Source organism: Streptomyces sp. Ru73 (assembly GCF_002920575.1).
GTDB lineage: Bacteria > Actinomycetota > Actinomycetes > Streptomycetales > Streptomycetaceae > Streptomyces.
Genome location: NZ_PQSQ01000039.1, coordinates 16,495 through 40,111, shown reverse-complemented (window position 1 = coordinate 40,111; position 23,617 = coordinate 16,495). Strand labels below are relative to the sequence as shown.

The 23,617-nt window shown below is 73.1% G+C and carries 19 protein-coding genes; 8 read left to right on the top strand and 11 right to left on the bottom strand.

Annotation, left to right across the window (positions count from 1 at the left end; all coding sequences use genetic code 11):
* Positions 1 to 81 precede the first annotated feature (81 nt).
* Both C3486_RS18490 and C3486_RS18485 read right to left on the bottom strand, forming a co-directional pair.
* Complete coding sequence (locus C3486_RS18490) at positions 82 to 2,151, bottom strand: FUSC family protein (protein ID WP_103833830.1); 2,070 nt, start codon at positions 2,149 to 2,151, stop codon at positions 82 to 84.
* Between the two features lie 110 nt (positions 2,152 to 2,261).
* Entirely contained in the window at positions 2,262 to 2,717 is a 456-nt protein-coding gene (locus C3486_RS18485) for a hypothetical protein (RefSeq protein ID WP_181138598.1), read from the bottom strand.
* Between the two features lie 176 nt (positions 2,718 to 2,893).
* Here C3486_RS18485 and C3486_RS18480 point away from each other — a divergent pair, with 176 nt between their 5' ends.
* Both C3486_RS18480 and C3486_RS18475 read left to right on the top strand, forming a co-directional pair.
* Positions 2,894 to 3,514 carry a TetR/AcrR family transcriptional regulator gene (locus tag C3486_RS18480; protein ID WP_103833829.1) on the top strand — a complete coding sequence of 207 codons (621 nt, stop codon included), beginning with the start codon at positions 2,894 to 2,896 and terminating at the stop codon, positions 3,512 to 3,514.
* Positions 3,514 to 4,236, top strand: coding sequence for a hypothetical protein (locus C3486_RS18475; protein ID WP_219822230.1), 723 nt, complete (start codon positions 3,514 to 3,516; stop codon positions 4,234 to 4,236). The genes C3486_RS18480 and C3486_RS18475 overlap by 1 nt, the downstream gene beginning before the upstream one ends.
* A gap of 40 nt (positions 4,237 to 4,276) precedes the next feature.
* On the opposite strand, the gene C3486_RS18470 is transcribed toward C3486_RS18475, so the two are convergent.
* The 3 genes from C3486_RS18470 to C3486_RS18460 form a co-directional block, all read right to left on the bottom strand.
* A complete protein-coding gene (locus C3486_RS18470; protein ID WP_103833827.1) occupies positions 4,277 to 5,140 on the bottom strand; it encodes an ABC transporter permease in 864 nt (287 codons plus the stop codon).
* Positions 5,137 to 7,842 (bottom strand): CocE/NonD family hydrolase, encoded by a 2,706-nt coding sequence (locus C3486_RS18465; RefSeq protein WP_103833826.1) that lies wholly within the window; start codon positions 7,840 to 7,842, stop codon positions 5,137 to 5,139. The genes C3486_RS18470 and C3486_RS18465 overlap by 4 nt, the downstream gene beginning before the upstream one ends.
* A 102-nt stretch (positions 7,843 to 7,944) precedes the next feature.
* Positions 7,945 to 9,189: a hypothetical protein gene (locus C3486_RS18460; RefSeq protein WP_103833825.1), complete on the bottom strand. Its 1,245-nt coding sequence runs from the start codon at positions 9,187 to 9,189 to the stop codon at positions 7,945 to 7,947.
* Between the two features lie 169 nt (positions 9,190 to 9,358).
* On the opposite strand from C3486_RS18460, the gene C3486_RS18455 reads away from it, so the two are divergent.
* Positions 9,359 to 10,591 (top strand): styrene monooxygenase/indole monooxygenase family protein, encoded by a 1,233-nt coding sequence (locus C3486_RS18455; RefSeq protein WP_103833824.1) that lies wholly within the window; start codon positions 9,359 to 9,361, stop codon positions 10,589 to 10,591.
* 109 nt (positions 10,592 to 10,700) lie between these two features.
* Here C3486_RS18455 and C3486_RS18450 read toward each other — a convergent pair whose 3' ends face one another.
* The 5 genes from C3486_RS18450 to iolC form a co-directional block, all read right to left on the bottom strand.
* Entirely contained in the window at positions 10,701 to 12,194 is a 1,494-nt protein-coding gene (locus C3486_RS18450) for a CoA-acylating methylmalonate-semialdehyde dehydrogenase (protein ID WP_103833823.1), read from the bottom strand.
* A 38-nt stretch (positions 12,195 to 12,232) separates the two neighbouring features.
* A complete protein-coding gene (gene iolD / locus C3486_RS18445; RefSeq protein WP_103833822.1) occupies positions 12,233 to 14,116 on the bottom strand; it encodes a 3D-(3,5/4)-trihydroxycyclohexane-1,2-dione acylhydrolase (decyclizing) in 1,884 nt (627 codons plus the stop codon).
* Entirely contained in the window at positions 14,113 to 15,012 is a 900-nt protein-coding gene (iolB, locus tag C3486_RS18440) for a 5-deoxy-glucuronate isomerase (RefSeq protein ID WP_103833821.1), read from the bottom strand. The genes iolD and iolB overlap by 4 nt, the downstream gene beginning before the upstream one ends.
* A gap of 67 nt (positions 15,013 to 15,079) precedes the next feature.
* Positions 15,080 to 15,961, bottom strand: a complete 882-nt coding sequence (locus tag C3486_RS18435) for a deoxyribose-phosphate aldolase (protein WP_181138597.1) — start codon at positions 15,959 to 15,961, stop codon at positions 15,080 to 15,082.
* 59 nt (positions 15,962 to 16,020) lie between these two features.
* Positions 16,021 to 17,028, bottom strand: a complete 1,008-nt coding sequence (gene iolC / locus C3486_RS18430) for a 5-dehydro-2-deoxygluconokinase (protein WP_103833819.1) — start codon at positions 17,026 to 17,028, stop codon at positions 16,021 to 16,023.
* A gap of 279 nt (positions 17,029 to 17,307) precedes the next feature.
* On the opposite strand from iolC, the gene C3486_RS18425 reads away from it, so the two are divergent.
* The 5 genes from C3486_RS18425 to C3486_RS18405 all read left to right on the top strand — a co-directional run bounded on the left by C3486_RS18425 (position 17,308) and on the right by C3486_RS18405 (position 22,220).
* Positions 17,308 to 18,228: a sugar phosphate isomerase/epimerase gene (locus C3486_RS18425; RefSeq protein WP_103833818.1), complete on the top strand. Its 921-nt coding sequence runs from the start codon at positions 17,308 to 17,310 to the stop codon at positions 18,226 to 18,228.
* A gap of 49 nt (positions 18,229 to 18,277) precedes the next feature.
* Complete coding sequence (locus tag C3486_RS18420) at positions 18,278 to 19,297, top strand: Gfo/Idh/MocA family protein (protein ID WP_103833817.1); 1,020 nt, start codon at positions 18,278 to 18,280, stop codon at positions 19,295 to 19,297.
* 95 nt (positions 19,298 to 19,392) lie between these two features.
* The gene (locus tag C3486_RS18415) at positions 19,393 to 20,253 is read left to right on the top strand and encodes a sugar phosphate isomerase/epimerase (protein ID WP_103833816.1); all 861 of its coding nucleotides are present in this window, start codon (positions 19,393 to 19,395) and stop codon (positions 20,251 to 20,253) included.
* A gap of 4 nt (positions 20,254 to 20,257) precedes the next feature.
* A complete protein-coding gene (locus tag C3486_RS18410) occupies positions 20,258 to 21,673 on the top strand; it encodes a sugar porter family MFS transporter (protein ID WP_103833815.1) in 1,416 nt (471 codons plus the stop codon).
* A gap of 340 nt (positions 21,674 to 22,013) precedes the next feature.
* Complete coding sequence (locus C3486_RS18405) at positions 22,014 to 22,220, top strand: AlpA family transcriptional regulator (RefSeq protein ID WP_103833814.1); 207 nt, start codon at positions 22,014 to 22,016, stop codon at positions 22,218 to 22,220.
* 171 nt (positions 22,221 to 22,391) lie between these two features.
* Here the strand turns inward: C3486_RS18405 and C3486_RS18395 are convergent, their stop codons facing one another.
* A complete protein-coding gene (locus tag C3486_RS18395; RefSeq protein WP_103833813.1) occupies positions 22,392 to 23,462 on the bottom strand; it encodes a LacI family DNA-binding transcriptional regulator in 1,071 nt (356 codons plus the stop codon).
* Between the last annotated feature and the right edge of the window lie 155 nt (positions 23,463 to 23,617).

The window sequence follows — 23,617 nt, the reverse complement described above, 5'->3', positions numbered from 1 at the left end:
CAGCAATGACGTCAATAACGGGCGATTACCTACCCTACCGGCGTTGCATAGTTGCGCGCCGCTCGGCCCGGCGGCGGCCGCTCATCGCCGGGTACGGTTCAGCGCCCGCGCGAGGTCGTCCAGCGCGTCCACCAGCAGCCCCGCGGCGCGCAGCGCCACGCCCCGGCCCCCGGCCGCCGCTTCCCACTCCGCCAGCCGCTCGTGCAGCCCTGACCAGTCCATGTCGCCGCGCTCCCGGAGGGCCAGTGCCGCGCGCTCCACCGCGGGCCCCAGCTCGGCAGCGAACGCCTCTGCGCCCGGCGAGGGTTCGGCGTCCGGGCCCGGCAGATGGGCCTCCAGCAGCATGGTGACCCGGCCCATCGCGTTGAGGGCCGACTCGGCGTCCTCCTCTGCGGCCGGTGACAGCCCGCGGTGCCGTACCGGTTCCTTGCCGGCCCGCTCCCCGCTCTTCACCCAGGCGACACGGGCAGCGCGCAGGTCGAGCAGGGCCTCGCGCACCCGGCGCGGCCTGCGGTCGGCGGGCCGCGCGTAGATCTCCAGCACGGCGACGGCGTACCGGCCGCCGGCCTCCAGCCACTCCGCCAGCCGCTCGCGCAGCCGCGAGGTCTCCCAGGCCGGGAAGGCCGCGTACGAGAGGGTGGCCAGCACCCCGCCGAGCAGGGTGAGGACCACCCGCTCCTGCACGGTCTGCTCCCAGCCGGCGCCCGCGATGCCGAGCAGGAAGACGACGTACGCGGCGACGCAGGCGGAGGTGACCGCGACGCCGGTGCGCAGCAGCAGGTACATCAGGAAGGCACAGCAGACGGCGAGGAGCGCGTCGACGTACGGCCCGGGACGGAACAGCGCGATCACCGCGCCGCCGACGGCGACGCCGAAGAGGGTGCCGGTGAAGCGGGCGATGCCGCGCTGGTAGGTCTGCGCGAAGTCCGGCCGCATGATCATCACGGAGGCGAGCGGCGCCCAGTAGCCGTGCCCGAAGGGCAGCGCGGTGCCGACCAGGTAGCCGACCGCGGCGACGGCGGCGACCCGCAGCGCGTGCCGCAGTACGAAGGAGGACCAGCGCAGCTCCCGCCGGACGGTCCGCAGCACGACCGGGACCTGCCGGTGGACGGCGGGGCGCAGCAGGTGCGGCCGGTCGCCCTCGGTGACGGGCCCGGTCGGCTCGACCGGTTCGTCGGCGGCCTCCACGGCGTCGGCGAGCAGGCTGAGCAGCCGGGTGGCCGAGCGGCGCACCGGGCCGGTCAGCATGTCGCTCTCGACCGGCACTTCCAGGACGTCCATGACCTCGGAGGAGAGCCGGACCGGCCGGGCGTGCCGGATGGCGGAGGCCACCGCGTCCAGCACGGTCGCCGCGGCGCCGAGCAGTTCGCGCACCCGGTCCCGCTCGGGGCCTTCCATCGGGGCGCCGACGACCGGGTCGGCGAGCGAGGCGAGTACCGGGCGCACCTGTTCGGCGAGGGTGCGCGGGCCGTGCAGCTGGGCGGGGCGGCGTCTGGCCTGACGGGGCGTGACCCGGGAGGCGAGCCGGGCGTCCATCAGGGGCTGCGGGTCGAAGGGCGCCACCGGGTCGTGCCGCAGCCGGCGCGCGTAGTCGGCCTCGGCGGCGAGCGCGTCGGCCAGCGCGTCCCGCTGCCGTCCCCAGCGGCGGACGGGGAAGAGCACGATGAGCGCGGCCTGCACGCAGCCGCCGAGCGCGATGAGCGCGGCGTGCCCCAGCGCGCCCAGTACGGAGGTCGGCAGCGTGACGGTCACCAGCATCACCGCGACCGTCTGGGTACCGATCAGCCCGGAGACCGGCCCGACCGCCCAGCACAGCCCGGCGAGCAGGGTCCAGGCGCCGAGCAGCAGCACGAACAGCACGGTGTGGGCCGCGGCCAGATAGCCGAGGAAGGTGGAGACCGACAGGCCGCCCGCGACGGCCAGGGCCAGCAGGGGGCGCGGCCGCCAGCTGCGCTGGAAGGTGGCGATCGCGGCGGAGAAGGCACCGAAGGCCGCGGAGACGGCGAGCACCGGGGACCCCAGCCAGAGGCATCCGCCGACGACGAGGGCGACCCCGACCGCCCCGCGGACGGCGATGAGCGGGGTCAGCTTGGCCCGTTCGACAGTCAGCCCGGAACGGGCGGTCTGCTTCAGCGCGCTCGTCCAGGTCATATCGAGAGAATACGTGCCTGATACGTCGAATTCGGTCGCCCGACCGAGCGTGCCACGCGGCACCGGCCGGCCCGCCGGGGGGAGCGGACCGGCGCGGCGCGCGTACGCCGTCAGTGGCGGCCGGGGCTGCAGTCGATCTGGGTGAGCTTGATGGGCTTGCTCGCGTCCAGGTCGACGTAGGCGGTGAAGTGCTGGTTCGGGCCGCGGTTCCACATGGTGGTGACCGTGGCCCAGCCGACGCGGGCCGACTGGGCGGTGGTCACGCGGCCGATGGCGATGTCGCGCGGGGCGTTCTGCGCGCACAGCAGGACGTCGTACTTCTTGTTCTTCTCCACCCGCTTCTTCAGCGCGTCGCCGACCATGTGCTTCCGCTCCCACGGGCGGGGCCCGTGGTTGCCGTAGAAGCCCTCCAGGAAGTGGTGGACCTCCTCGGCGTTGTAGCGGGCCGGGGCCTTCTTCGGGGCCGGGGTGGCGGCGGGCGCGGAGGCGGCGAGGGTCAGGCCGCCGCCGAGGAGGGCGGTACAGAGCGCGGAGACGGTGACAGCTCGCGAAGCCTTACGGATCATCGAATGTCCTCTTCTTCCGGAATTCATCCGCATTTGCGGACCTATCCGAGCAGACACGCCCCGCCGGGCGAGGGTTGCACGACCCGCTGCGCATGCACCCGCCCGGCCCAACGGCGCGCCGTCCGCCGCCGCCGGAAGCGCCCTCATTAATAGAGTAGGTGCTCTACTATTGACGGGTGCGCACCGTCGATCCCGTCCAGCACGCCCGGAAGCGGGCCCTGATCCTGCACGCCGCCGCCGAGGAGTTCGCCGCCCACGGCGTGGACGGCACCTCCACCGCGGCCATCTGCCGCCGTGCCGGCATCGGCTCGGGCACCCTCTTCCACTACTTCGCGACCAAGCGCGACATCTTCCACGCACTGTTCGCCGACGACCTGCCGCGCAACGCCGAGGCGTGCGACCGGGCACTGGCCGCCGCACGGCCCGGCGACGGGCTCGACGGGCTGGTGGACCACCTGCTCGCCGACCTCGCCGATCCGCTCGTGCCCGGACTGCTGGCCGCGGCCGTCTTCCAGGCCAACCGGGACGACGAGTTCGCCCGGATGATCGCCGCGGACGAGGCCCGCGTCCGCGCGGCCCTCGGCACGCTGGCGGAACGGCTCGCGGCGGAGGGCCGGCCGCTCGCCTTTCCCCCGGCGCGCGTCGCGGGGTGGATCCAGCGGCTGGTCGACGCCGCGTACCTGAGCGCGGGCGAGGACCGCTTCGACGCGGCGGAGCACGCGGCGGAACTGCGCCGGATCATCGACTGGCTGGTGGGCCGCGCCCCGGCCCCGGCCCGAGCGGAAGGGCTCACCTGATGGCTGCTGAGGACACGGCGAGGAACGGCGTGACACGGGTGGCGCCCACCACCGGCGCCCGCGCCTTCGTATGGGCCGGCTTCCCGGTCCTGGGCGCGGTCCTGGGATGGCTGCTGGACGCGGTCGCCGACTGGGTGGCCGCCCTTCCGTGGGCGCCGGTGCAGGGGCCGTTCCGGCTCCTCGCCTCGCTCCCCGAGCCGCAGGCCACGATCGGCGCCACGGTCCTCGGCCTGCTGGCCGGACTGCTGCTCGCCCGGCTCGCCGAACGCGACTACGTGTACGCGGCCGTCGGCCCCGACCTGGCCACCCTCACCCGCGACGGCCGGGACCACCTGCTGCACCGCCCAGCGATCGGCGCGGTCTTCGCGGACGGCGGGCACCTCGTCGCGCTCGGCCACCGCACCGAGGAACTGCTGCGTCTGAAGGGCGACTTCGACGGCGCGCGGTTCGCCGCCGCCTTCCGGGCGCACGGCTATCCCTGGCGGGACGGCGATCCGCACGCGAAGGAGTACCGCCGCTGGGTGGACGGGCTGCCCGCGCTCGACGCCGCCGCGCACGCGCTCCTCAAGGCCCGTGCGCACGCGCTGCGCAAGGGGCGGGCGGCCGACGCCGCGCAGCTCCGCGAGGAGCTGGCCGCGCTCGGCGTCGTCGTCCGCGAGGAGAAGAAGGAGCAGTACTTCCGCCGCGCCCAGGACGGCGCCGCGGCGGAACAGGAGGTCTGAGCGCCGGCCGCCGGACCCGGCGGCCGGCACCCGTGCCCGGTTACGACACCACGTCCTTGGTGCGGAAGCCGCGGAAGGCCAGCGCGAAGAGGACCAGCGCGTAGGAGACCGACACGGCAGCGCCCTGTACCATGCCGGTCCACTCCAGCTGCGGCTGGAGCGCGTCCACCCACGCGAACTGCCAGTGCGCCGGCAGCACGTCGCGCCAGTTGCCCAGCGCGGTGACCTGGTCCAGGACGTTGCCGACGATGGTGAGGCCGACCGCGCCGCCCACCGCGCCCAGCGGCGCGTCCGTCACCGTCGACAGCCAGAAGGCCAGCGCCGCGGTCACCAGCTGCGACACGAAGAGGTACGCCACCACCAGCGCCAGCCGCGGCACCGCGTCGCCGGCCGGCAGCACCCCGCCGCCCGGCAGCCGCAGCGCGTCCCAGCCGTACGCGTACGTGCCCACGGCCAGCGCGACCAGCGGCAGCAGCACCATGGCCGCCGCGCTGAACACCAGCGCCACGGTCAGCTTGCTCAGCAGCAGCCGGGTCCGCGGCACGGGCGCGGCCAGCAGGTACCGCAGCGAGGACCAGCTCGCCTCCGAGGCGACCGTGTCGCCGCAGAACAGCGCGACCGGCACCACCAGCAGGAAGCCGGCCGAGACGAACAGCGCTGTGGCCGCGAAGTTGGCGCCGGACGCGGTCGCGGTGTCCATCAGGTTCACCCGGGTGTTCCGGCCTGCCGGGTCGCCGCCGATGGCGAAGGCCGCGGCCAGCACGAACGGCAGCGCGACCAGCACCAGGCCGACCACCAGGGTGCGGCGCCGCTTCAGCTGGCGCAGCGCCTCCACGCGCAGCGGCAGGGTGCGGCCCGCGCGGTAGCCGGCCGCGGGCCCGGCCGGATGTGCTGCGGTACTCATCGGTCCCCTCCGATCAGGGTGAGGAAGGCGTCCTCCAGTCGGCGGTGCGGCCCGACGCGCTCGACCGCGACGCCCAGCCGCAGGAGTTCGGCGAGCAGCTCCGGGGTGCCGGCCGTGCCGTCGAGGCGGACCAGCAGCCCGTCGTCGCCCGCGGCGGCCGAGGCGACGAACGGCAGCGCCGCCACCTTCTCCACCACCCCCGCCTGCACCGGCTCCGCCGTGCCGACCAGCAGCGTGTCGCCGCTCCCGACGATCTCGGCGACCGGGCCCGCCTGCACCAGCCGGCCGCGGTCCATGACGACCAGGTGCGTACAGGTCTGCTCGACCTCGGCCAGCAGATGGCTGGAGACGATCACGGTCCGGCCCCCGGCCGCGTAGCGGGCCATCACGTCCCGCATCTCGCGGATCTGCGGCGGGTCCAGGCCGTTGGTCGGCTCGTCCAGGATGAGCAGGTCCGGCAGGCCGAGCATGGCCTGCGCGATGGCCAGCCGCTGCCGCATGCCCTGGGAGTACGTACGGACGGCGCGCTGCAGCGCCTCGCCCAGCCCGGCGATCCGCAGCGCCTCCTCGATGTGCGCGTCCTCGGCCGGGCGGCCGGTGGCCCGCCAGTACAGGTCCAGGTTCTCCCGGCCCGTCAGATGCGGCAGGAAGCCCGCGCCCTCGACGAAGGCGCCGACCCGGGAGAGCACCGGGGCGCCCGGCCGCACCGCGTGCCCGAAGACCCGGATCTCGCCCTCGTCCGGGGTGATCAGGCCCATCAGCATCCGCAGCGTGGTGGTCTTGCCCGCGCCGTTCGGCCCGAGCAGCCCGAGCACCCGGCCGCGCTCGACGCCGAAGGTCAGGTCCCGTACGGCGTACCGGTCGGCGGCGCCCGCGTACTTCTTCGTCAGGCCGGTGATCCGCAGCGGGACGTCGGCCAGGTCCGGGTCGGGTGCGGGCGGCGTGGTCCGGCGCCGCCCGGTGAGCAGCAGCGCGGCGGCGAGCACGAGGGCCGCGAGCGGCAGCCCCCACACCCACCAGGGCAGCGTGGGCGCCGCGGTGTGCACGCCGGGCGCGGTCGGCACGCTCAGCGCGTTCTTCCCGGCGAGCGCGACCTTGTACACGGCGGGCTCGGCCGGCGAGGCGTACGCCATGTCGGTGGCGGCCACCACCAGCCGCAGGTGGTGCCCGGCGGCGAACTCGTGGTCGATGGCCGGGAGCCGGACGGAGACCGTACGGCCGTCCTTCGCGCCCGTCACCCGCAGCGGCGTCACCAGCTGGTGGGGCAGCAACTGGCTGCGCCCGTCCGGGCCGACGTCGTAGACCTTGGCGAACAGCACGGCCTCGTCGTGGTCGCTGGTCACCCGGATCTTCGCCGTGGGCGAGCCGGTGACCCGCACGGGGCTCTTGAGCGCCGCGGACTCGAAGCGGGCGTACTGGCCGGGGAAGTCCAGCGACGGGCCGTTGCCCAGCGCGCTGAGGCCGCCGAGCGCGGCGCCGATGCCGGGGACGGAGGAGATGGCGGGCGGATCGCCGCCCGCGGGGTTGGCGAGGACCTGCGCGCGGCCGGCCAGCGGCACGGACCGCGGGTCGCCGCGCAGCCCCGGATAGCGGTCACCGCTCGCGCCGCGCAGCCGCGAGGCACCGTCCGCGCTGTCCACTCCCCCGGTGCGGCTGATCCGGAAGGCCGGGCCGGTGTCCACGCCGCGGTCGCCCTTCAGGTAGCGCGCGAACCAGGCTTCCGTACGGGCCAGGACGCGGGCCTCCTCGCGGTTGCCGCCGTCGTGGCCGCCCTCGATCCAGTCCACGGAGACCGGCGCGCCGTTCTTCTTCAGCGCCCTGGCCATCTCGTCGGCCTGGCCGAGCGGGAAGAGCGAGTCGGACTGTCCCTGGGCGATCAGGGTGGGGACCTTGATGCGGTCGGCGATCGCCTGCGGGCTGCGGCTCTCCAGCATCTTCCGGGCCGCGGCGTCCGGCCGGCCGGAGACCGCCACCCGCTCGTACATCCGGCACAGCTGCGGCTCGAACCGGTGGCAGGCCACGCCGCGTGCGGGATTGGGCACGCTGGTGGTCACGGGCGCCGAGCCGGTGGTGAAGAAGTAACCGGCCCACAGCTTCTTGAACACGTCGTCGGGGAAGAGCGCGTCGGCGAGGTTCCAGTAAGTGATCTGCGGCGCGATGGCGTCGACGCGGTGGTCGTGGCCCGCCGTGAGCAGCGCGATGGCGCCGCCGTACGAGGCGCCGGTCATCCCGACGCGCGGGTCACCGGCCTTGTCCAGCTGCACTTCGGGGCGTTTCGCCAGCCAGTCGATGAGATGGCTGACGTCGGCGACCTCGCCCTCCGGGTCGTTCAGCCCGATCTTGCCGGTCGAGTGCCCGAACCCGCGCGCCGACCAGGTGAGGACGGCGTACCCGGCCCGCGCGAGCTGCCGGGCCTGGCCCGCCGCCGCGGCCTTGCTCGCGCCGAAGCCGTGGCCGACCAGCACGGCGGGCCGGCGGCCGGACTCCGCCGTGCTGGTGAAGAAGGAGGTGTCGATGCGGACGGTGGACTTGCTGCCGGGCTTCTCGGGCAGCGACAGGACGTGGTCCTCGCGGTGCACCGCGGGAGCCGCGTCACCGGACGCGGCGCCGGCCGCCCACGAGCCGCCGCCGAGCAGGACGCCCAGCACGACCAGGAGCACGACCAGCCGCCGGCCGCGCGGCCGGGGAAGCTTCAGAGCCATGGCGTTCACCCTACGGGGGTGCCCCGTGATCTCCGGGTCAGCCCTGTGACCTCCGCATCAGCCGTGTGGGCTGCTCCGGGTGCGGCCCCCGCGGCCCCGGGGTCAGCCCTGCGGCGGCCCGAAACCGCCGCCGGGCGGGGCGGGCGGGGCCTGCGGCGTGCCGTACGGCATGGGCGGAGCCTGTGGGGGCACCGGCGGGGACTGCGGTGCCTGCGGCGGTCCGGCGGGCGGGCCGTAGCCCGGGGCCGGTGCGGCGGGCGGCCCGTACCCGGGCTGCGGCTGGGCGTAACCGGGCTGCGGCTGCCCGGGCTGGGCATAGCCCGGCTGCGGCTGGCCGGGGGCCCCGTACTGCTGCTGCCCCGGCATCACGAACTGCGCCGGGCCCGGCTGCGCCGGCGGGAACCACTCCTCGGCGACGGGCATGCCGGGACGCCCCATCAGGACCAGGACGGCGGCCGAGCCGAAGACCTCCAGGAGCACCTGCACCCGGGACAGCACCGCCTGGAAGGGCTGGGCCGCGCCCAGGTCGAAGAAGTATCCGCCGGCGAGCAGGGCGATCAGGCTGATCAGCGCGGTCGGCAGCAGGACCAGTGCCAGCCCGAGGGTGAAGCCGCGCGCCGACACCCCGCGGATTCCGCAGAGCAGGGCCGCGACCGCGGACAGCAGCAGGAAGGTGACGGCGGACCAGCCGGGGCCGATGCTCGTCAGCGCGGAGAGGACGCCGTGGCCCAGGTAGACCACGTCGAGCTGCCCGCCGCCGGTCTGCAGCAGTACGGCGACGTTCCACGCCGCGCCGCACAGTGCGAGCAGCCCGAACAGGACCGCACCGGTCACCGCGGCGGCGGGCAGCGGCCGGGCCGGCGGATCGCTGGGCCGCCGCGTCGGCCAGGTGCGCAGTCCGGCCAGCACCACGACGCAGGAGGCGAGGCCGAGCAGGATCAGCAGGCCGCTGATGATGAAGACGCTCAGGAACGTGTCCGTGTCCATGTCCACGTCGCCGAGGAACCAGCGGTTGTCCCCGGTGTGCTGGCCGGTGCTGATGAAGACCTGGACGGCCGAGGTGAACGTCAGCGTCGTCGCCACGGCCAGCAGGCCGCCCGCGGCCCGCGCGCCGGTGAACGCCGCCCATACCGCGCCCAGTTGTACGGCCAGCAGGCCGACGGTGTACGGGTCGGTGACCGCGCCGTCGATGTGCGGCCCGGCTCCCGTCCAGGAGTCCCACAGCGCCCCGAACCCGTGCTCCGCCATGTCGATCGCCAGCCATGTGGCGCTGTTCAGCAGGAAGAGCGTGCAGAACACCCCCGCGGTGATCCGCGCCCCCTTGCTGAGGACCGTACTGTTCGGCATCTTCGCCCCCGTCTTTCCATTCCGTCGTGCCGGCTCTGCGGTGCTGCTCCGTACCACGATCACCGCAGTACAGCGCACGCACCGTAGCGGATCTGTACACCGCGTGCGCCCCGCAAGTACAACTGAAAGAGGGGTCCGGCGCCGCATCCGGGCCGCGGGGGGAGGCGGCATGCGTTCCATCGCCATCGTCGGGGCCGGGCAGGCCGGGCTGCAGCTCGCCCACGGTCTGCTCGCCGAGGGGTACGACGTGACCGTGGTCTCGGACCGCACGCCGGAGCAGATCCGGGCGGGCCGGGTGATGTCGACCCAGATCATGTTCGGCCCGGCGCTGGGCCTGGAACGGGCGGCCGGGCTGAACGCCTGGGACGGCAAGGCCCCCGGCATCACGGCCCTGCAGGCCACGGTCTGGGACCCGCCGGGCACCCCCGCGCTGCGGTTCACCGGCCGCTTCGACGAGGAGGCGCAGTCCGTCGACCAGCGGGTGAAGATGGCCGACTGGCTCGACCTGTACGAGGCGCGCGGCGGCCGGGTGGAGTACGGCGCCGCCGACACCCGGCGGCTGGCGGCGCTGGCCGCGGGGCATGACCTGACCCTGGTGGCCGCGGGCCGCGGCGACCTCGCCCGGCTCTTCCGCCGGGACCCCGCGCGCTCCCCGTACGACCGGCCGCAGCGCGCGCTGGCCTGCATCTACCTGCACGGGGTCGGGCATCCGCCGGAGCACCCGGCGCCGCAGGCCAGGTCGCACCTCTCGGCCGAGGCCGGGGAGGTGTTCGTGATCCCGGCGCTCACCACGGGCGGGCTGTGCGACATCGTCTTCTTCGAAGGGCTGCCGGGCGGCCCCTTCGACTGCTGGCAGGACCGGCCCGACCCGGCCGGCTGCCTGGAGCGCACACTGGCCCTGCTGCGGCGGTACGTGCCCGTGGAGTACGAGCTGTGCCGGAACGCCGAGCCGACGGACGCGCGCTGCACGCTCTACGGCGCGGTCACGCCGACGGTGCGGCGCCCGGTCGCCAAGGTGGGCCCGGGCCGGTACGTCCTCGGCATGGCGGACACGGTCGTCGTCAACGACCCGGTCACCGGGCAGGGATCGAACAACGCGGCCCGCTGCGCCGCCCGCTACCTCCGCGCGATCAGGGAGCGCGGCAGCGCCCCCTTCGACCGGGCCTGGATGGAGCGGACCTTCGAGTTCTTCTGGGACCACGCGCAGTACGCGACGGAGTTCACCAACGCGATGCTCCGGCCGCCCCCGGAGCATGTGCGGCGGCTGCTGTCGGCCGCCGCACACTGCCCGGCGATCGCGCACCGCTTCGTCAACGGCTACGCCGATCCGGCGGACTTCCGCCACTGGCTCACCGACCCGGAGGCGGCGGCCTCCTATCTGGCGGAGATCCGCGAGCCGTGACGGGCCTGTGGCGGGTCCCGCCGGCCCGCGCCGGCGGGACCCGTCAGCCCTCGGCGGGCGTCGGTAGCGGCCGGCCGTCCGCTGTGGCCGGCCACCGGCTGAGCGGCCGTCAGCTGTTGCTGGGGAAACCCAGGTTGATGCCGCCGTCGGCGGGGTCGGGCCAGCGGGTGGTGATGACCTTGCCGCGGGTGTAGAAGTGCACGCCGTCGTTGCCGTAGATGTGGTGGTCGCCGAAGAGCGAGTCCTTCCAGCCGCCGAAGGAGTGGTAACCCACCGGCACCGGGATCGGGACGTTGACGCCGACCATGCCGGCCTCGACCTCCAGCTGGAAGCGGCGGGCCGCGCCGCCGTCCCGGGTGAAGATCGCGGTGCCGTTGCCCCACGGCGAGTTGTTCATCAGGGCGATGGCCTCGTCGTACGTGTCGACGCGCACCACGGAGAGCACCGGGCCGAAGATCTCGTCGCGGTAGCAGTCCATCTCGGGCGTGACGTTGTCCAGCAGCGAGACGCCGATCCAGTGGCCGTCCTCGTGGCCCTCCACCGTGAAGCCGGTGCCGTCGAGGGCGACGGTCGCGCCCTGGGCCGCGGCGCCGGTCACGTACGAGGCGACCTTGTCGCGGTGCGCCTTGGTGATCAGCGGGCCCATCTCGGAGGCCGGGTCTTCGCCGGGGCCGATGCGCAGCTTCCCGGCCCGCTCCTTGATCTTCTCGATCAGCGGGTCGGCGGTGTCGCCGACCGCGACCACGACGGAGATGGCCATGCAGCGCTCGCCGGCCGAGCCGTACGCGGCGTTGATCGCGGAGTCCGCCGCCAGCTCCAGGTCGGCGTCCGGCAGGACCAGCATGTGGTTCTTCGCGCCGCCCAGGGCCTGCACGCGCTTGCCGTTGGCGGTGCCGGTGGTGTGGATGTACTGGGCGATCGGGGTGGAGCCGACGAAGGAGACCGCGGCGATGTCCGGGTGCTCCAGGATGCGGTCCACGGCGGTCTTGTCACCGTGCACGACGTTCAGCACGCCGTCGGGCAGGCCCGCCTCGGCGGCCAGCTCGGCCAGCTTCAGGGCGGCCGAGGGCACCTTCTCGCTCGGCTTGAGGACGAAGGTGTTGCCGCAGGCGACGGCGATGGGGAACATCCACATCGGCACCATCGCGGGGAAGTTGAACGGCGTGATGCCGGCGACGACGCCCAGCGACTGGCGGATGGAGGAGACGTCCACGCGGGTGGAGACCTGGGTGGACAGCTCGCCCTTGAGCTTCTCGGAGATGCCGCAGGCCAGCTCGACGATCTCCAGGCCGCGGGCGACCTCGCCGAGGGCGTCGGAGTGCACCTTGCCGTGCTCGGCGGTGATCAGCCGGGCGATCTCCTCGCGGTGCGCGTCGACCAGCTCGCGGTACTTGAAGAGGATCGCCGTGCGCTTGGCGAGCGAGCTGCTGCCCCAGGTCGCGTAGGCGGCCTTGGCCGCGGCGACCGCGGCGTCGACCTCGTCGACCGAGGCGAAGGGGACCTGCTTCTCCTGGGCACCGGTGGCCGGGTTGTAGACCGGACCGTGGTTGCCGGAGATGCCCTCGACGGGCTTGCCGCCGATCCAGTGGCTGAGGGTCTTCATGTGCGGGGCCTTTCTGGGGACGAAAGCTTCGGCTGAGGTCAGAGGTGGCGGCGGCGCCCGGCCGCCTGGCGGTCGTACTCCTCGCGCGCCAGGAGCGCCGCCTCACGCGTCGCGGTCTCGGCAACGGGAACATCCCACCAGGCCTGGGCGGCCGGCGCGCCCGGCACAGTGTCAGCCGTTTCGGTCTCGACATAGACACATGTGGGGCGGTCCGAGGCGCGCGCGGCGGCGAGCGCGGACCGCAGCTCGGCGACGGTCGCGGCGCGGATCACGTCCATGCCCAGCGAGGCGGCGTTCGCCGCGAGGTCCACCGGCAGCGGCTCGCCCGTGTAGGTCCCGTCCTTCGCGCGGAAGCGGTAGGCGGTGCCGAAGCGCTCGGCGCCGGTCTCCTCCGAGAGGCCGCCGATGGAGGCGTAGCCGTGGTTCTGGATCAGGACGAGGTTGATGTTGATCCCCTCCTGGACCGCGGTCACGATCTCGGTGGGCATCATCAGGTACGTGCCGTCGCCGACCAGGGCCCAGACCGGGCGGTCCGGGGCGGCCAGCCGGACGCCGATCGCCGCCGGGATCTCGTATCCCATGCAGGAGTAGCCGTACTCCAGGTGGTACTGGCGGCGGGACCGGGCGCGCCACAGCTTGTGCAGGTCGCCGGGGAGCGAGCCGGCCGCGTTGATGATCACGTCGTCGTCGCCGACGGTCGCGTCCAGCACCCCGAGCACCTGCGTCTGGCTCGGCCGCGTGTCGTCGGGGCCGGTCAGGTACGCGGTGTCGACCAGCCGCTCCCACTCGGCCTTGGCCGCGCCGTACGCCTCCTCGTACGCCTTCTCCACCCGGTGTCCGGCCAGCTCGCGGGTCAGCGCCTCCAGGCCCGCGCGGGCGTCGGCGATCACCGAATGCGCGCCGAGCTTGTGGGAGTCGAACGAGGCGATGTTGAGGTTGACGAAACGGACGCCGGGGCGGGCGAAGAGGGTCGCGGAGGCGGTGGTGAAGTCGGTGTAGCGGGTGCCGACGCCGATGATCAGGTCCGCCTCGCGGGCCAGCGCGTCCGCCGTTGCGGTGCCGGTGTGCCCGATGCCGCCCACGTCGGCGGGGTGGTCGTACCGCAGCGAGCCCTTGCCGGCCTGGGTGGAGGCGACCGGGATGCCGGTGGCGTCGGCGAAGGCGCGCAGCGCTTCCTCGGCCTCGGAGTGGTGGACGCCGCCGCCCGCGATCAGCAGCGGCCGCTCGGCGGAGCGGATGGCGCGCACGGCCGCGGCCAGCGCGCCGGCGTCCGGCTGCGGCCGGGTGACGTGCCAGACCCGGTCGGCGAAGAACTCCTCGGGCCAGTCGAACGCCTCGGCCTGGACGTCCTGCGGCATGGCCAGGGTGACGGCCCCGGTCTCGACCGGGTCGGCGAGCACCCGCATGGCCTGCAGGGCCGCCGGGATCAGCGCCTCGGGGCGGGTGACCCGGTCGAAGTAGCGGGAGACCGGGCGCAGCGCGTCGTTGACGGAGACGTCGCCCGCGTACGGCACCTCCAGCTGCTGGAGCACGGGCTCGGCCGGGCGGGTCGCGAAGGTGTCGCCGGGCAGCAGCAGGACCGGCAGGCGGTTGACGGTGGCCAGGGCGGCGCCCGTGACGAGGTTGGTGGCGCCGGGGCCGATGGAGGTGGTGACGGCGTGCGCGGAGAGCCGGTCGGACTGGCGGGCGTACCCGACGGCGGCGTGCACCATGGACTGCTCGTTGCGACCCTGGAGGTAGGGCATCGATGCCTGGGACTCCAGCAGCGCCTGGCCGAGGCCCGCGACGTTGCCGTGGCCGAAGATGCCCCAGGTGGCGGCGATCAGACGGTGCTGTACGCCGTCCCGCTCGGTGTACTGGTGGGCGAGGAACTCGACCAGGGCCTGGGCGACCGTGAGGCGGCGCGTCGTCGGGGCGGTCATCGGGCTTCTCCTGCGGGTGCGCTGTAGAGGGGGAGGCGGGGGTCGACGGGCTGCTCGGCCCAGGTGCCCCGGATCCAGCCGTGGTCCGGGTGGTCGCAGATGAGCCACTCGCGGGCCTCGCCCGGGCCCGCCATGACGTTGAGGTAGTACATGTCGTGGCCGGGCGCGGCGATGGAGGGGCCGTGCCAGCCGTCGGGGATGAGGACGACGTCGCCGCCGCGGACCTCGGCGAGCACGTCGGTGTTCTGGCCATGGCCGGAGGGGCTCACGCGCTGGTAGCCGAGGCCGGGCCTGCCGTTCGCCGCGGCGATCTCGAAGTAGTAGATCTCCTCCAGCTCGGACTCCTCGCCGGGGCGGCACTCGTCGTGCTTGTGCGGCGGGTAGGAGGACCAGTTGCCGCCGGGCGTGAGCACCTCGACGGCGATGAGCTTGTCGCATTCGAAGACCCCGGCCGCGCCGAAGTTGTTGACCTGGCGCGAGCAGTTGCCGGTGCCGCGCAGCTCGACCGGGACGGAGGAGGCGGGGCCGTAGCGGGCGGGCAGCCGGCGCTCGCAGCGGGCGCCGGTGAGCGCGAAGCGGCCGCCGGTCTCGCTGGCGATGCCGGCGTGCGCGTCACGCGGTACGTACGCGAAGTCCGTGACGCCGCTGAAGACGCTGTCGCGGCCGGTCAGGCGGAACTCCTCGCCGGAGTCGACGGCGACCGTGCAGCCGCCGGACAGCGGCAGCACGATCCACTCGCTGTCGCCGGCCGCGAAGTCGTGGTGGCCGCCGGGCGGAAGCTCGAGCACGCGGAGGGAGGAGTAGCCCCAGCCGGCGTTCTTGGGGTGGATGTCGAGGGCGTACGGGCCGTCGGCGGCGGTGCCCGCCGGGCGGTGGAAGCGGGGTTCGGCGTTCATGGCGTCAAGTCTCCTACTGATCACTGACGGTGACAGGGCCTGTGGACAACTTCTGCGACAGCCGCGGTCACAAAAGGCTGACGGCGGTATCCACAGCCCCCGCCACGTCCCCGTCCACGGGGTAGAGCAGCGAGCGTCCGGCCACCAGCCCCTGCACGGTGGGCAGGTGGAGGGCCTTGCGCCACTTCTCGTACGTCGCGTCCTGGTCGGCGGCCGAGATGTCGCCGCCGAGCAGCACCGTGGGCAGCGTGGAGGTCTCGCAGACCTGCGCCATGTCCTCGGGGTCCTCGGTGACCGGCAGCTTGAGCCAGGTGTACGCGGAGGTGCCGCCGAGCCCGGAGGCGATGGCGACGGACTTGGTCACGGCCTCGGCGCTCAGGTCGTTCTTGACCTTGCCGTCGACGCGGCGGGAGATGAACGGCTCGACGAAGGTGGGCAGTTCCCGCTCGGCCATGGCGTCGATGGCGCGCGCCGTGGACTCCATGGTGTCCAGGGATCCGGCGTCGTCGTAGTCGATGCGCATCAGGAGCTTGCCGCAGTCGAAGCGGAGCCGGGCGATGTCCTGCGGCCGGTGGCCGGTGAAGCGGTCGTCCATCTCGAAGGACGCGCCGGCGAGGCCGCCGCGGTTCATCGAGCCCATCACGACCTTGCCCTCCAGGGCGCCCATGAGGAGCAGGTCCTCCAGGATGTCGGCGGTGCCGAGCACCCCGTCGACGCCGGGCCTGGACAGCGCGAGCGCGAGCCGTTCCAGCAGGTCGAAGCGGTCCGCCATGGCCAGCTTGCGGTCGCCGACGGCCAGTGCGCCGCGCGCGGGGTGGTCGGCTGCGACGATCATCAGCCGGCCGCTGTCGCCGATGAGGGGGCGGCGGGTGCGGCGGGCCGCGGCTTCCGCGACGGCTTCGGGGTGCCGGGCCCGCAGCCGCACGAGGTCGGAGAGCGGTGTGGTCAAGGCGTAACTCACCTTCTTGAGCGCCCGTGCGGTGCGCGCGGGCGGGTGCGGCGGTGTGGTCAGCGCTCCGCGAGGAACGCTTCGACCTCGGTGGTGGTCGGCATGGCCGAGGAGCAGGCCAGACGGGAGGCGACGATGGCGCCGGCGGCGTTCGCGTACCGCATCATCGGCTCCAGCTCCCAGCCGGAGAGCAGGCCGTGCACGAGGGCGCCGCCGAACGAGTCGCCCGCGCCGAGGCCGTTGACGACCTCGACCGGGGTGGGCGGCACCTCGGCGCTGCGGCCGTCGCGGTGCACGGCGAGCACGCCCTTGGGGCCCTGCTTGATGACGGCCAGCTCGACACCCATGTCCAGCAGCGCCTGGGCGCAAGCCTTCGGGTCGCGCAGGCCGGTGGCGACCTCGGCCTCGTCGACGTTGCCGACGGCCACGGTGGAGTGCGCCAGCGCCGCTTCGTAGTACGGGCGTGCGTTGGCCATCGCCTGCGGGCCGGTCTCGCCGCCGTCACCGGAGGCGCCGCCCCGGCCGCCCCAGAACATCGGCCGCCAGTCCAGGTCGAAGACGGTCGTACCGGACTTGGCGCGGGCCTCCAGCGCGGCGAGGGTCGCGGAGCGACTGGGCTCCTCGCAGAGGCCGGTGCCGGTGATCCAGAAGACCCGCGCGGCCCGGATGGCGTCCTGGTCCAGCTCCTCGGGGCGGATGACCAGGTCGGGGGCCTTGGGGCGGCGGTAGAAGTACAGCGGGAAGTCGTCGGGCGGGAAGATCTCGCAGAAGGTGACCGGGGTCGGGTACTGCGCCACGGGCGTCACCCAGCGGTCGTCGACGCCGAAGTCGCGCAGCGCGTTGTGGATGTAGCGGCCGAACGGGTCGTCACCGGTACGGCTGATCACCGCGGTGCGGCGGCCCTGGCGTGCGGCGGCGACCGCGACGTTGGTGGCCGAGCCGCCCAGGAACTTCCCGAACGTCTCCACGTCGGCCAGCGAGACGCCGGTCTGCAGCGGGTAGATGTCCACCCCGATGCGCCCCATGGTGATCAGGTCAAAGCGGCCGGTGTCGGTCGGCTCGGTCATGTGCGCCCCTTCGAGTCCGCCGGTGCCCGCTGTCGGCCCCGGCCAGGTCGGCTCCGACCACAGGTCTAACGGGACGACTCTCACCCTGTCAACAGTTTGTCCTTACATTCTGACGTCAACGATGGGATGATGACCGAGTCACCGCGGGTTACAAAGTCCTTAAGTCCTTATGTCAGGACGAAGTCTTGACAGGCTCGGTGCGCCGATGAAGGCTGAGCGACCACAACCCCACCCCGTCCCTTCCCGGTCGCTGCCGACCGGTGAGAGGAGAGCCGCACCATGTCCGTACCCAGCGCAGACGTGCCCCGTCTGGACCGGCTCCGCATCGGTTCGGCGCCCGACTCCTGGGGCGTCTGGTTCCCCGAGGACGACCAGCAGGTCCCCTGGGACCGCTTCCTGGACGAGGTCAGCGAGGCCGGTTACGAGTGGATCGAGCTGGGGCCGTACGGCTACCTCCCGACCGACCCTGCCGTACTCCACGCCGAGATCGCCAAGCGTGACCTGAAGGTGTCGGCCGGCACGATCTTCACCTCGATGCACCGCGGCCCCGACGTCTGGGACGCGACCTGGCAGCACGTCAGCGAGGTGGCCGCGCTGACCAAGGCGATGGACGCCAAGCACCTTGTCGTCATTCCGTCGTTCTGGCGCGACGACAAGACCGCCGAGCTGATCGAGCCGAGCGAGCTGACCACCGAGCAGTGGAAGCACCTCACCGGCGGCATGGAGCGGCTGGCGAAGCAGGTACGCGACGAATTCGGCCTGGACATCGTCGTGCACCCGCACGCCGACACCCACATCGACACCGAGGAGCACGTCGTCCGCTTCCTCGACGGCACCGACTCCGATCTCGTCAACCTCTGCCTGGACACCGGCCACTACGCCTACTGCGGCGGCGACAACGTCAAGCTGATCAAGACCTACGGCGAGCGGATCGGCTACCTCCACCTCAAGCAGGTCGACCCCGACATCCTCGCCGACGTCCAGGCCAACGGCACCCCCTTCGGGCCCGCCGTGAAGCAGGGCGTGATGTGCGAGCCGCCGCTCGGCGTGCCGGCCCTGCCGCCCGTCCTGGAGGCCGCGCAGGCCCTGGACGTGGACCTCTTCGCCATCGTGGAGCAGGACATGTACCCCTGCCCGCCCACCCAGCCGTACCCGATCGCCGAGCGCACCCGCCGCTTCCTGCGTTCCTGCGGCGCGTAGTCCCCGCCCCTTCGTGGGCCACGTCCTACCGAACACGAGGAGCACGAACATGACGCAGCACGGAACGCTCGGGGTAGCGGTCATCGGCACCGGCCGGATGGGCTCGGACCACGTGCGCCGCCTCAACGACGTGATCAGCGGCGCACGGGTCGCCGCCGTGGTGGACATCGACGCCGACCGCGTGAAGGCCGTCGCGGACGGCATCGAGGGCTGTACGCCCCATACCGACCCGGCCGCCGCGATGGCCGACCCGGCGGTCGACGCCGTGCTGATCGCCTCCCCCGGCCCGGCCCACGAGGCCACCCTGCTCGCCGCTTTCGAGCGGGACCTGCCGGTGCTGTGCGAGAAGCCGCTCACCCCGGACGCGGAGTCCGCCCTGCGCGTCGTACGGGCCGAGGAGAAGCTCGGGCACCGCCGCGTCCAGGTCGGCTTCATGCGCCGCTACGACGCCGACTACATGAAGCTCAAGGCGCGGCTGGACCAGGGTGCGTACGGTCGCCCGCTGATGCTGCACAACAAGCACCGCAACCCCAACTGCCCGCCCGGCTTCACCAACGCCATGATGATCAACGACTCGGCGGTGCACGAGATCGACGTCACCCGCTGGCTGCTGGGCGAGGAGATCACCGCCGTCCGCGTGCTCTTCCCGGCCGCCACCGACAAGGCGCCCGAGGGCCTGCGCGATCCGCAGCTCATCCTCTTCGAGACCGCCTCGGGCCGGCTCGTCGACACCGAGCTCTTCGTCAACTGCGGCTTCGGTTACCAGGTGACGTGCGAGGCGGTCTGCACGGACGGCACCGCCCGCATCGGCGACGACCACGGCGTCATCGCGAACACCACCACCGGCTGGGGCGGCGCCATCGACCCCGGCTTCGAGGAGCGCTTCGCCGACGCCTACGACCGCCAGGTGCAGCGCTGGGTCAACGCCACCCGCCACGGCGAAGTCGAGGGCCCCAGCGCCTGGGACGGCTACGCCGCCGCCGCGGTCTGCGAGGCCGGCGTACGCGCCCAGGAGACCGGCGAGCGCGTCACGGTCGAACTGGCCGAGCGCCCCGCCCTGTACCGCTGAGCCGCCCGTCGCACCGGCTCACGGGCCCGGACCGCCACCCGCAGGGCGACCGGGCCCGGAACCCCTCCCCCGTACACCGAAAGGCTGCCCCTCCCGTGAAGATCGCCCTTGACCCGTACATGTTCCGGAACGTCCCGCTGCTGGAACTGCCGGGCCTCGTCGCCGAGCTGGGCTTCGAGTGGATCGAACTGTCGCCGCGCGAGGACTTCAACCCGTTCTTCCTCCACCCGCGCGTGGACGACGGCACCGTGCAGAAGTTCCGCAAGGAGCTGGCCGCTGCGGGCGTCGGCGTCTCCTCCGTGCTCCCGCTGTACAAGTGGTCATCGCCGGACGAGGACGAGCGCCAGGCCGCCGTCCGCTACTGGAAGCGGGCCATCCGGATCACCTCCGACCTCGGCGTCTCCGCGATGAACTCGGAGTTCAACGGCCGCCCCGAGAAGGCCGCCACGAGTGAGGGCCAGTTCTGGCGCTCCCTGGAGGAGCTGCTTCCGGTCTTCGAGCGGGAGGGCATCACGCTCGCCCTGGAGCCGCACCCGGACGACTTCATCGAGGACGGCCACGCCGCCGTCGACATGATCCGCGGCATCAACAGCCCGCTGGTGTCCTTCCTGTACTGCGCGCCGCACACCTTCCATCAGGGCAACGACGCGCCGGGCATCCTGAAGCACGCGGGCAGCCTGACCACCGCCGTCCACCTGGCCGACTCCTTCGACCACACCGGCTCCTCCGGGCTGCGCTACATCGTCAACCCGCCCGGCTCGACCGTCCGCGTCCACCAGCACCTGGACATCGGCCAGGGCGAGGTGGACTTCGACGAGCTGTTCCGGGAGCTGGCCGCCAACGGCTTCGACGGCACCCTCGTCTCGTCCGTCTTCGCCTGGGAGGAGCGCGCCAAGGAGTCCTCGCGCTTCATGCGCGCCAAGATCGACGAGTACGTCTCCCGCCACTGGAGCTGATCCCATGGCCGCCGCACCGACCAGAACGGTGGCAACGGTGCGGGAGGACGATTCCCGCACCGCGTCCGCCCGCGCGAAACGCTTCATCGTCGGCATCGCCGCCATCGCCGCCATCGGCGGCGCCCTGTTCGGCTACGACACCGGAGTCGTCTCCGGCGCCCTGCCCTTCATGGAGGAGCACTTCGGCCTCACCTCCCTCGGCGAAGGCGTGATCACCAGCGCCCTGCTGATCGGCGCGGCCTTCGGCTCCCTGGCCGGCGGCCGGATGTCCGACCGGCTGGGCCGCCGCAACTCCCTGCTGTGGGCGGGCGCGGTCTTCATCGCGGGCGCGGTCGCCGTCGCGCTCGCGCCCACGGTCGCCTTCATGGTGGCGGCGCGCTTCGTCCTCGGGCTCGCCGTGGGCAGCGCCTCCGTCATCACCCCGCTGTACCTCTCGGAGATCGCCCCGCCGCACATACGGGGGCGGCTGGTCTCCTTCAACTCCCTGATGATCGTCAGCGGTCAGCTGCTGGCGTACCTCATCAACGCGGTGCTCGCGCACTGGGAGGCGTGGCGCTGGATGCTCGGCCTGGCCGCGCTGCCCGCCGTCGCCCTCTTCATCGGCCTGTTCTTCCTCCCGGACACCCCGCGCTGGTACATGAGCAAGGGGCGCACCGGGGAGGCGGGCGCCGTCCTGCGGCGCACCCTGCCGGCCGGTGAGGTGGACGACGAGCTGGCCCGCATCGAACAGGCGCGCGCCCTGGAGGAGAACGCCCAGCGCGGCGCCTGGCAGGAGCTGCGCACCCCGTGGGTACGCCGCCTGCTCCTGGTCGGCATCGGCCTGTCGGTCGTCCAGCAGATCACCGGCGTCAACGCGGTCATCTACTTCGCGCCGAAGATCCTGCTGGGCACCGGTCTCGGCACGAACGCCGCGATCACCGCCACCATCGCGGTCGGCGCGATCTCCGTCGCCGCCACCGCGATCGGCATGTCGCTGATCGACAAGGTCGGCCGCCGCCCGATGCTGATCTGGGGCCTGGCGGGGATGACCGTCTCGCTGGCCCTTCTGGGCGCGGCCTTCCACCTCCCGCAGTCCACCGCGGTCAGCTACCTCGTGCTCGGCCTGATGGTGGTCTACATGGCCTTCATGCAGGCCACGCTGAACACCGGGGTGTGGCTGCTGCTCGCCGAGATGTTCCCGCTGAAGGTACGCGGACTGGCCATGGGCGCTGCGGTGTTCGTGATGTGGCTGGTCAACTTCGCGGTCGCGCTGCTCTTCCCGGTCCTGCTGGACGCGGCGGGCGCCGCGGTCACGTTCTGGACCTTCGGCGTGTTGTGCGTGCTGTCGCTGCTCTTCTGCAAGCGGTACGCCCCGGAGACCAAGGGCATGGCCCTGGAGGACCTGGAGCACGAACTGCGCAAGGCGGCCGCGGAGGCGTGACCCGGTGCCCCACGGGGGCGCAGTGCGGGGCCGGGCGAGCGGATCGCCCGGCCCCGCGCCGTACGGAAAGGACCCCACGCGGAAACGGTCCTCCGCCCCGCGGAAACGGTTCTGCTCCGTCCGGGGTGCGCGTCTTCTCGGTACGGCAACGGCCGTCCGGGGCTCGTCACGGTCGTCACCGTTACGCGGGTCTTCCGTCACAGCCCCTCGACAGCCTGCCCCCGTCGCTCAAGGCTGTCGTTGCACCGGACACAGGCTGAGTGATCGCCAAGCCGTGCGCAGTTCCCCCGCGGGCCTCTTAGGGCCGCCCTGCGCACGGCCCGAGGGAGGTGCGCAGGACATGACCGACCGGAGGCTCTGGTCGTACAAGGAGATCGCCGCACACATCCGGGTCCAGCCGGACACGGTGCGCTCCTACCGGAAGCACGGACTGCTGCCACCACCCGACCTCGTGGAGGGCGGGAAGCCGTACTGGTTCGCCGACACCGTACGGGAATGGGTGGCCCGCAGGCCGGGCCACCGCGGCCGGCGGGCCCGCGAGGACTGAGCGGCCGTCAGGCCCCCCTTCAGGCCCCGCACCGGCAGGTGCGGGGCCGTTTCCGTGCGCGGGCGGGCCCCGGGAGCCTGCGGGCCGGTTCCGGGGCCGCGCGGGGCGGCTTGCGGGCCGTCCAGGCGGCTGTGCCGGGCAGGGCGGCTTCCGGTCCGAGCGGGCGGCCTCTCAGCGCGGGGCCGGGGCCGCCGTGGTGCCTCTGATCTCCAGTGAGGGCTCCACCAGTTGCCGTTCGGCCGGGCGGTCCGGGCGGTCCATCCGGTCCAGCAGGCACCGCGCCGCCCGCCGCCCCACCTCGTAACTGGCGTTGTTCACGGTCGTCAGCCACAGGTGCCGGATACGCGAGAGGTGGGTGTTGTCGCAGCCCACGAGCGAGAGGCCGCCCGGCACGTCGAGTCCCAGCTCCTGCGCGGCGGAGAGCACTCCGACGGCCGCCATGTCGTTGAACGCGAAGACCGCGGTGGGGCGTTCGCCGCCGCCCGTACCGCCGAGCAGCCGCACGGCAGCCCGGTAGCCGCCCTCCTCCGTCCCGTCACTGGGAGCCATCACCACGCCGTCTTCGAGCCCGTGCTCGCGCATCGCGCCTTCGTAGCCGCGCCGCCGCAGCGCGCCGACGCTGCCCTGGCCCATGATGTGCGCGATCCTGCGGTGCCCGAGGGCGATGAGGTGCTCGGTGGCGAGCCGGGCGCCCCGCTCGTCGTCGTTGGCGATCGTGTCCACCCGGGGCAGCTCGGGGTCGTGGGTACCGGCCACGACGGTCGGCAGCCGCCCTGCGGCCTCGGCCAGCGCGCCGGTGTCCGGCAGCGTGCCCACCGCGACCAGGCCGTCCACCCGCAGTTCGGTGAAGGTCCGCGTGAAGTCCTCCCCCGTACGGCTGTTCAGCCGGCCGTCGGCCATCAGCATCCGGAGGCCGTGCGCGTGCAGTACGGAGTTCAGGCCGTCCAGCAGCTCCACGAACCAGGGGTTGCGCATGTCGTTGAGCAGCACGCCGACCGTGTGCGTACGCCGCGCCACGAGGCTGCGCGCGGCGGCGTTGGGCCGGTAGTCCAGCTCCCTGATGGCGTCCAGGACGGCGGCCCGCTTGGCGTCACTCACCTGCGGCGCGCCGCGCAGCACGAGGGAGACCAGCGACTTGGAGACCCCGGCACGCTCGGCGACGCTGCGGATCGTCGGCGGTCTGTCGGCCACGTCGGCCGCGCGCCCCGCCGGCTTCCCCGCGGCCTTGTTGGACCGTTCCATGGCCGGAAATCCTTCCACTCACCACCCATAGCCGTCAACGCACAACCGAGTCCCGCGCTCTCCCGGGGGTTGACACGACTATGTAAGGACATGCAGGGTTCGTTGGCGATGCTTGGATCGTTCCAAGGACGTCCAGGGACAAGCGTTGGACCGTT

Excerpts from the sequence above, each read along its gene's own strand:
- iolB (WP_103833821.1), bottom strand. The coding sequence starts at position 15,012 with ATGAACGCCGAACCCCGCTTCCACCGCCCGGCGGGCACCGCCGCCGAC.
- iolC (WP_103833819.1), bottom strand. The coding sequence starts at position 17,028 with ATGACCGAGCCGACCGACACCGGCCGCTTTGACCTGATCACCATGGGG.
- C3486_RS18475 (WP_219822230.1), top strand. The coding sequence starts at position 3,514 with ATGGCTGCTGAGGACACGGCGAGGAACGGCGTGACACGGGTGGCGCCC.
- C3486_RS18485 (WP_181138598.1), bottom strand. The coding sequence starts at position 2,717 with ATGATCCGTAAGGCTTCGCGAGCTGTCACCGTCTCCGCGCTCTGTACC.
- C3486_RS18425 (WP_103833818.1), top strand. The coding sequence starts at position 17,308 with ATGTCCGTACCCAGCGCAGACGTGCCCCGTCTGGACCGGCTCCGCATC.
- C3486_RS18405 (WP_103833814.1), top strand. The coding sequence starts at position 22,014 with ATGACCGACCGGAGGCTCTGGTCGTACAAGGAGATCGCCGCACACATC.
- C3486_RS18395 (WP_103833813.1), bottom strand. The coding sequence starts at position 23,462 with ATGGAACGGTCCAACAAGGCCGCGGGGAAGCCGGCGGGGCGCGCGGCC.
- iolD (WP_103833822.1), bottom strand. The coding sequence starts at position 14,116 with ATGACCGCCCCGACGACGCGCCGCCTCACGGTCGCCCAGGCCCTGGTC.
- C3486_RS18470 (WP_103833827.1), bottom strand. The coding sequence starts at position 5,140 with ATGAGTACCGCAGCACATCCGGCCGGGCCCGCGGCCGGCTACCGCGCG.
- C3486_RS18420 (WP_103833817.1), top strand. The coding sequence starts at position 18,278 with ATGACGCAGCACGGAACGCTCGGGGTAGCGGTCATCGGCACCGGCCGG.
- C3486_RS18490 (WP_103833830.1), bottom strand. The coding sequence starts at position 2,151 with ATGACCTGGACGAGCGCGCTGAAGCAGACCGCCCGTTCCGGGCTGACT.
- C3486_RS18410 (WP_103833815.1), top strand. The coding sequence starts at position 20,258 with ATGGCCGCCGCACCGACCAGAACGGTGGCAACGGTGCGGGAGGACGAT.
- C3486_RS18455 (WP_103833824.1), top strand. The coding sequence starts at position 9,359 with ATGCGTTCCATCGCCATCGTCGGGGCCGGGCAGGCCGGGCTGCAGCTC.
- C3486_RS18450 (WP_103833823.1), bottom strand. The coding sequence starts at position 12,194 with ATGAAGACCCTCAGCCACTGGATCGGCGGCAAGCCCGTCGAGGGCATC.
- C3486_RS18465 (WP_103833826.1), bottom strand. The coding sequence starts at position 7,842 with ATGGCTCTGAAGCTTCCCCGGCCGCGCGGCCGGCGGCTGGTCGTGCTC.
- C3486_RS18460 (WP_103833825.1), bottom strand. The coding sequence starts at position 9,189 with ATGCCGAACAGTACGGTCCTCAGCAAGGGGGCGCGGATCACCGCGGGG.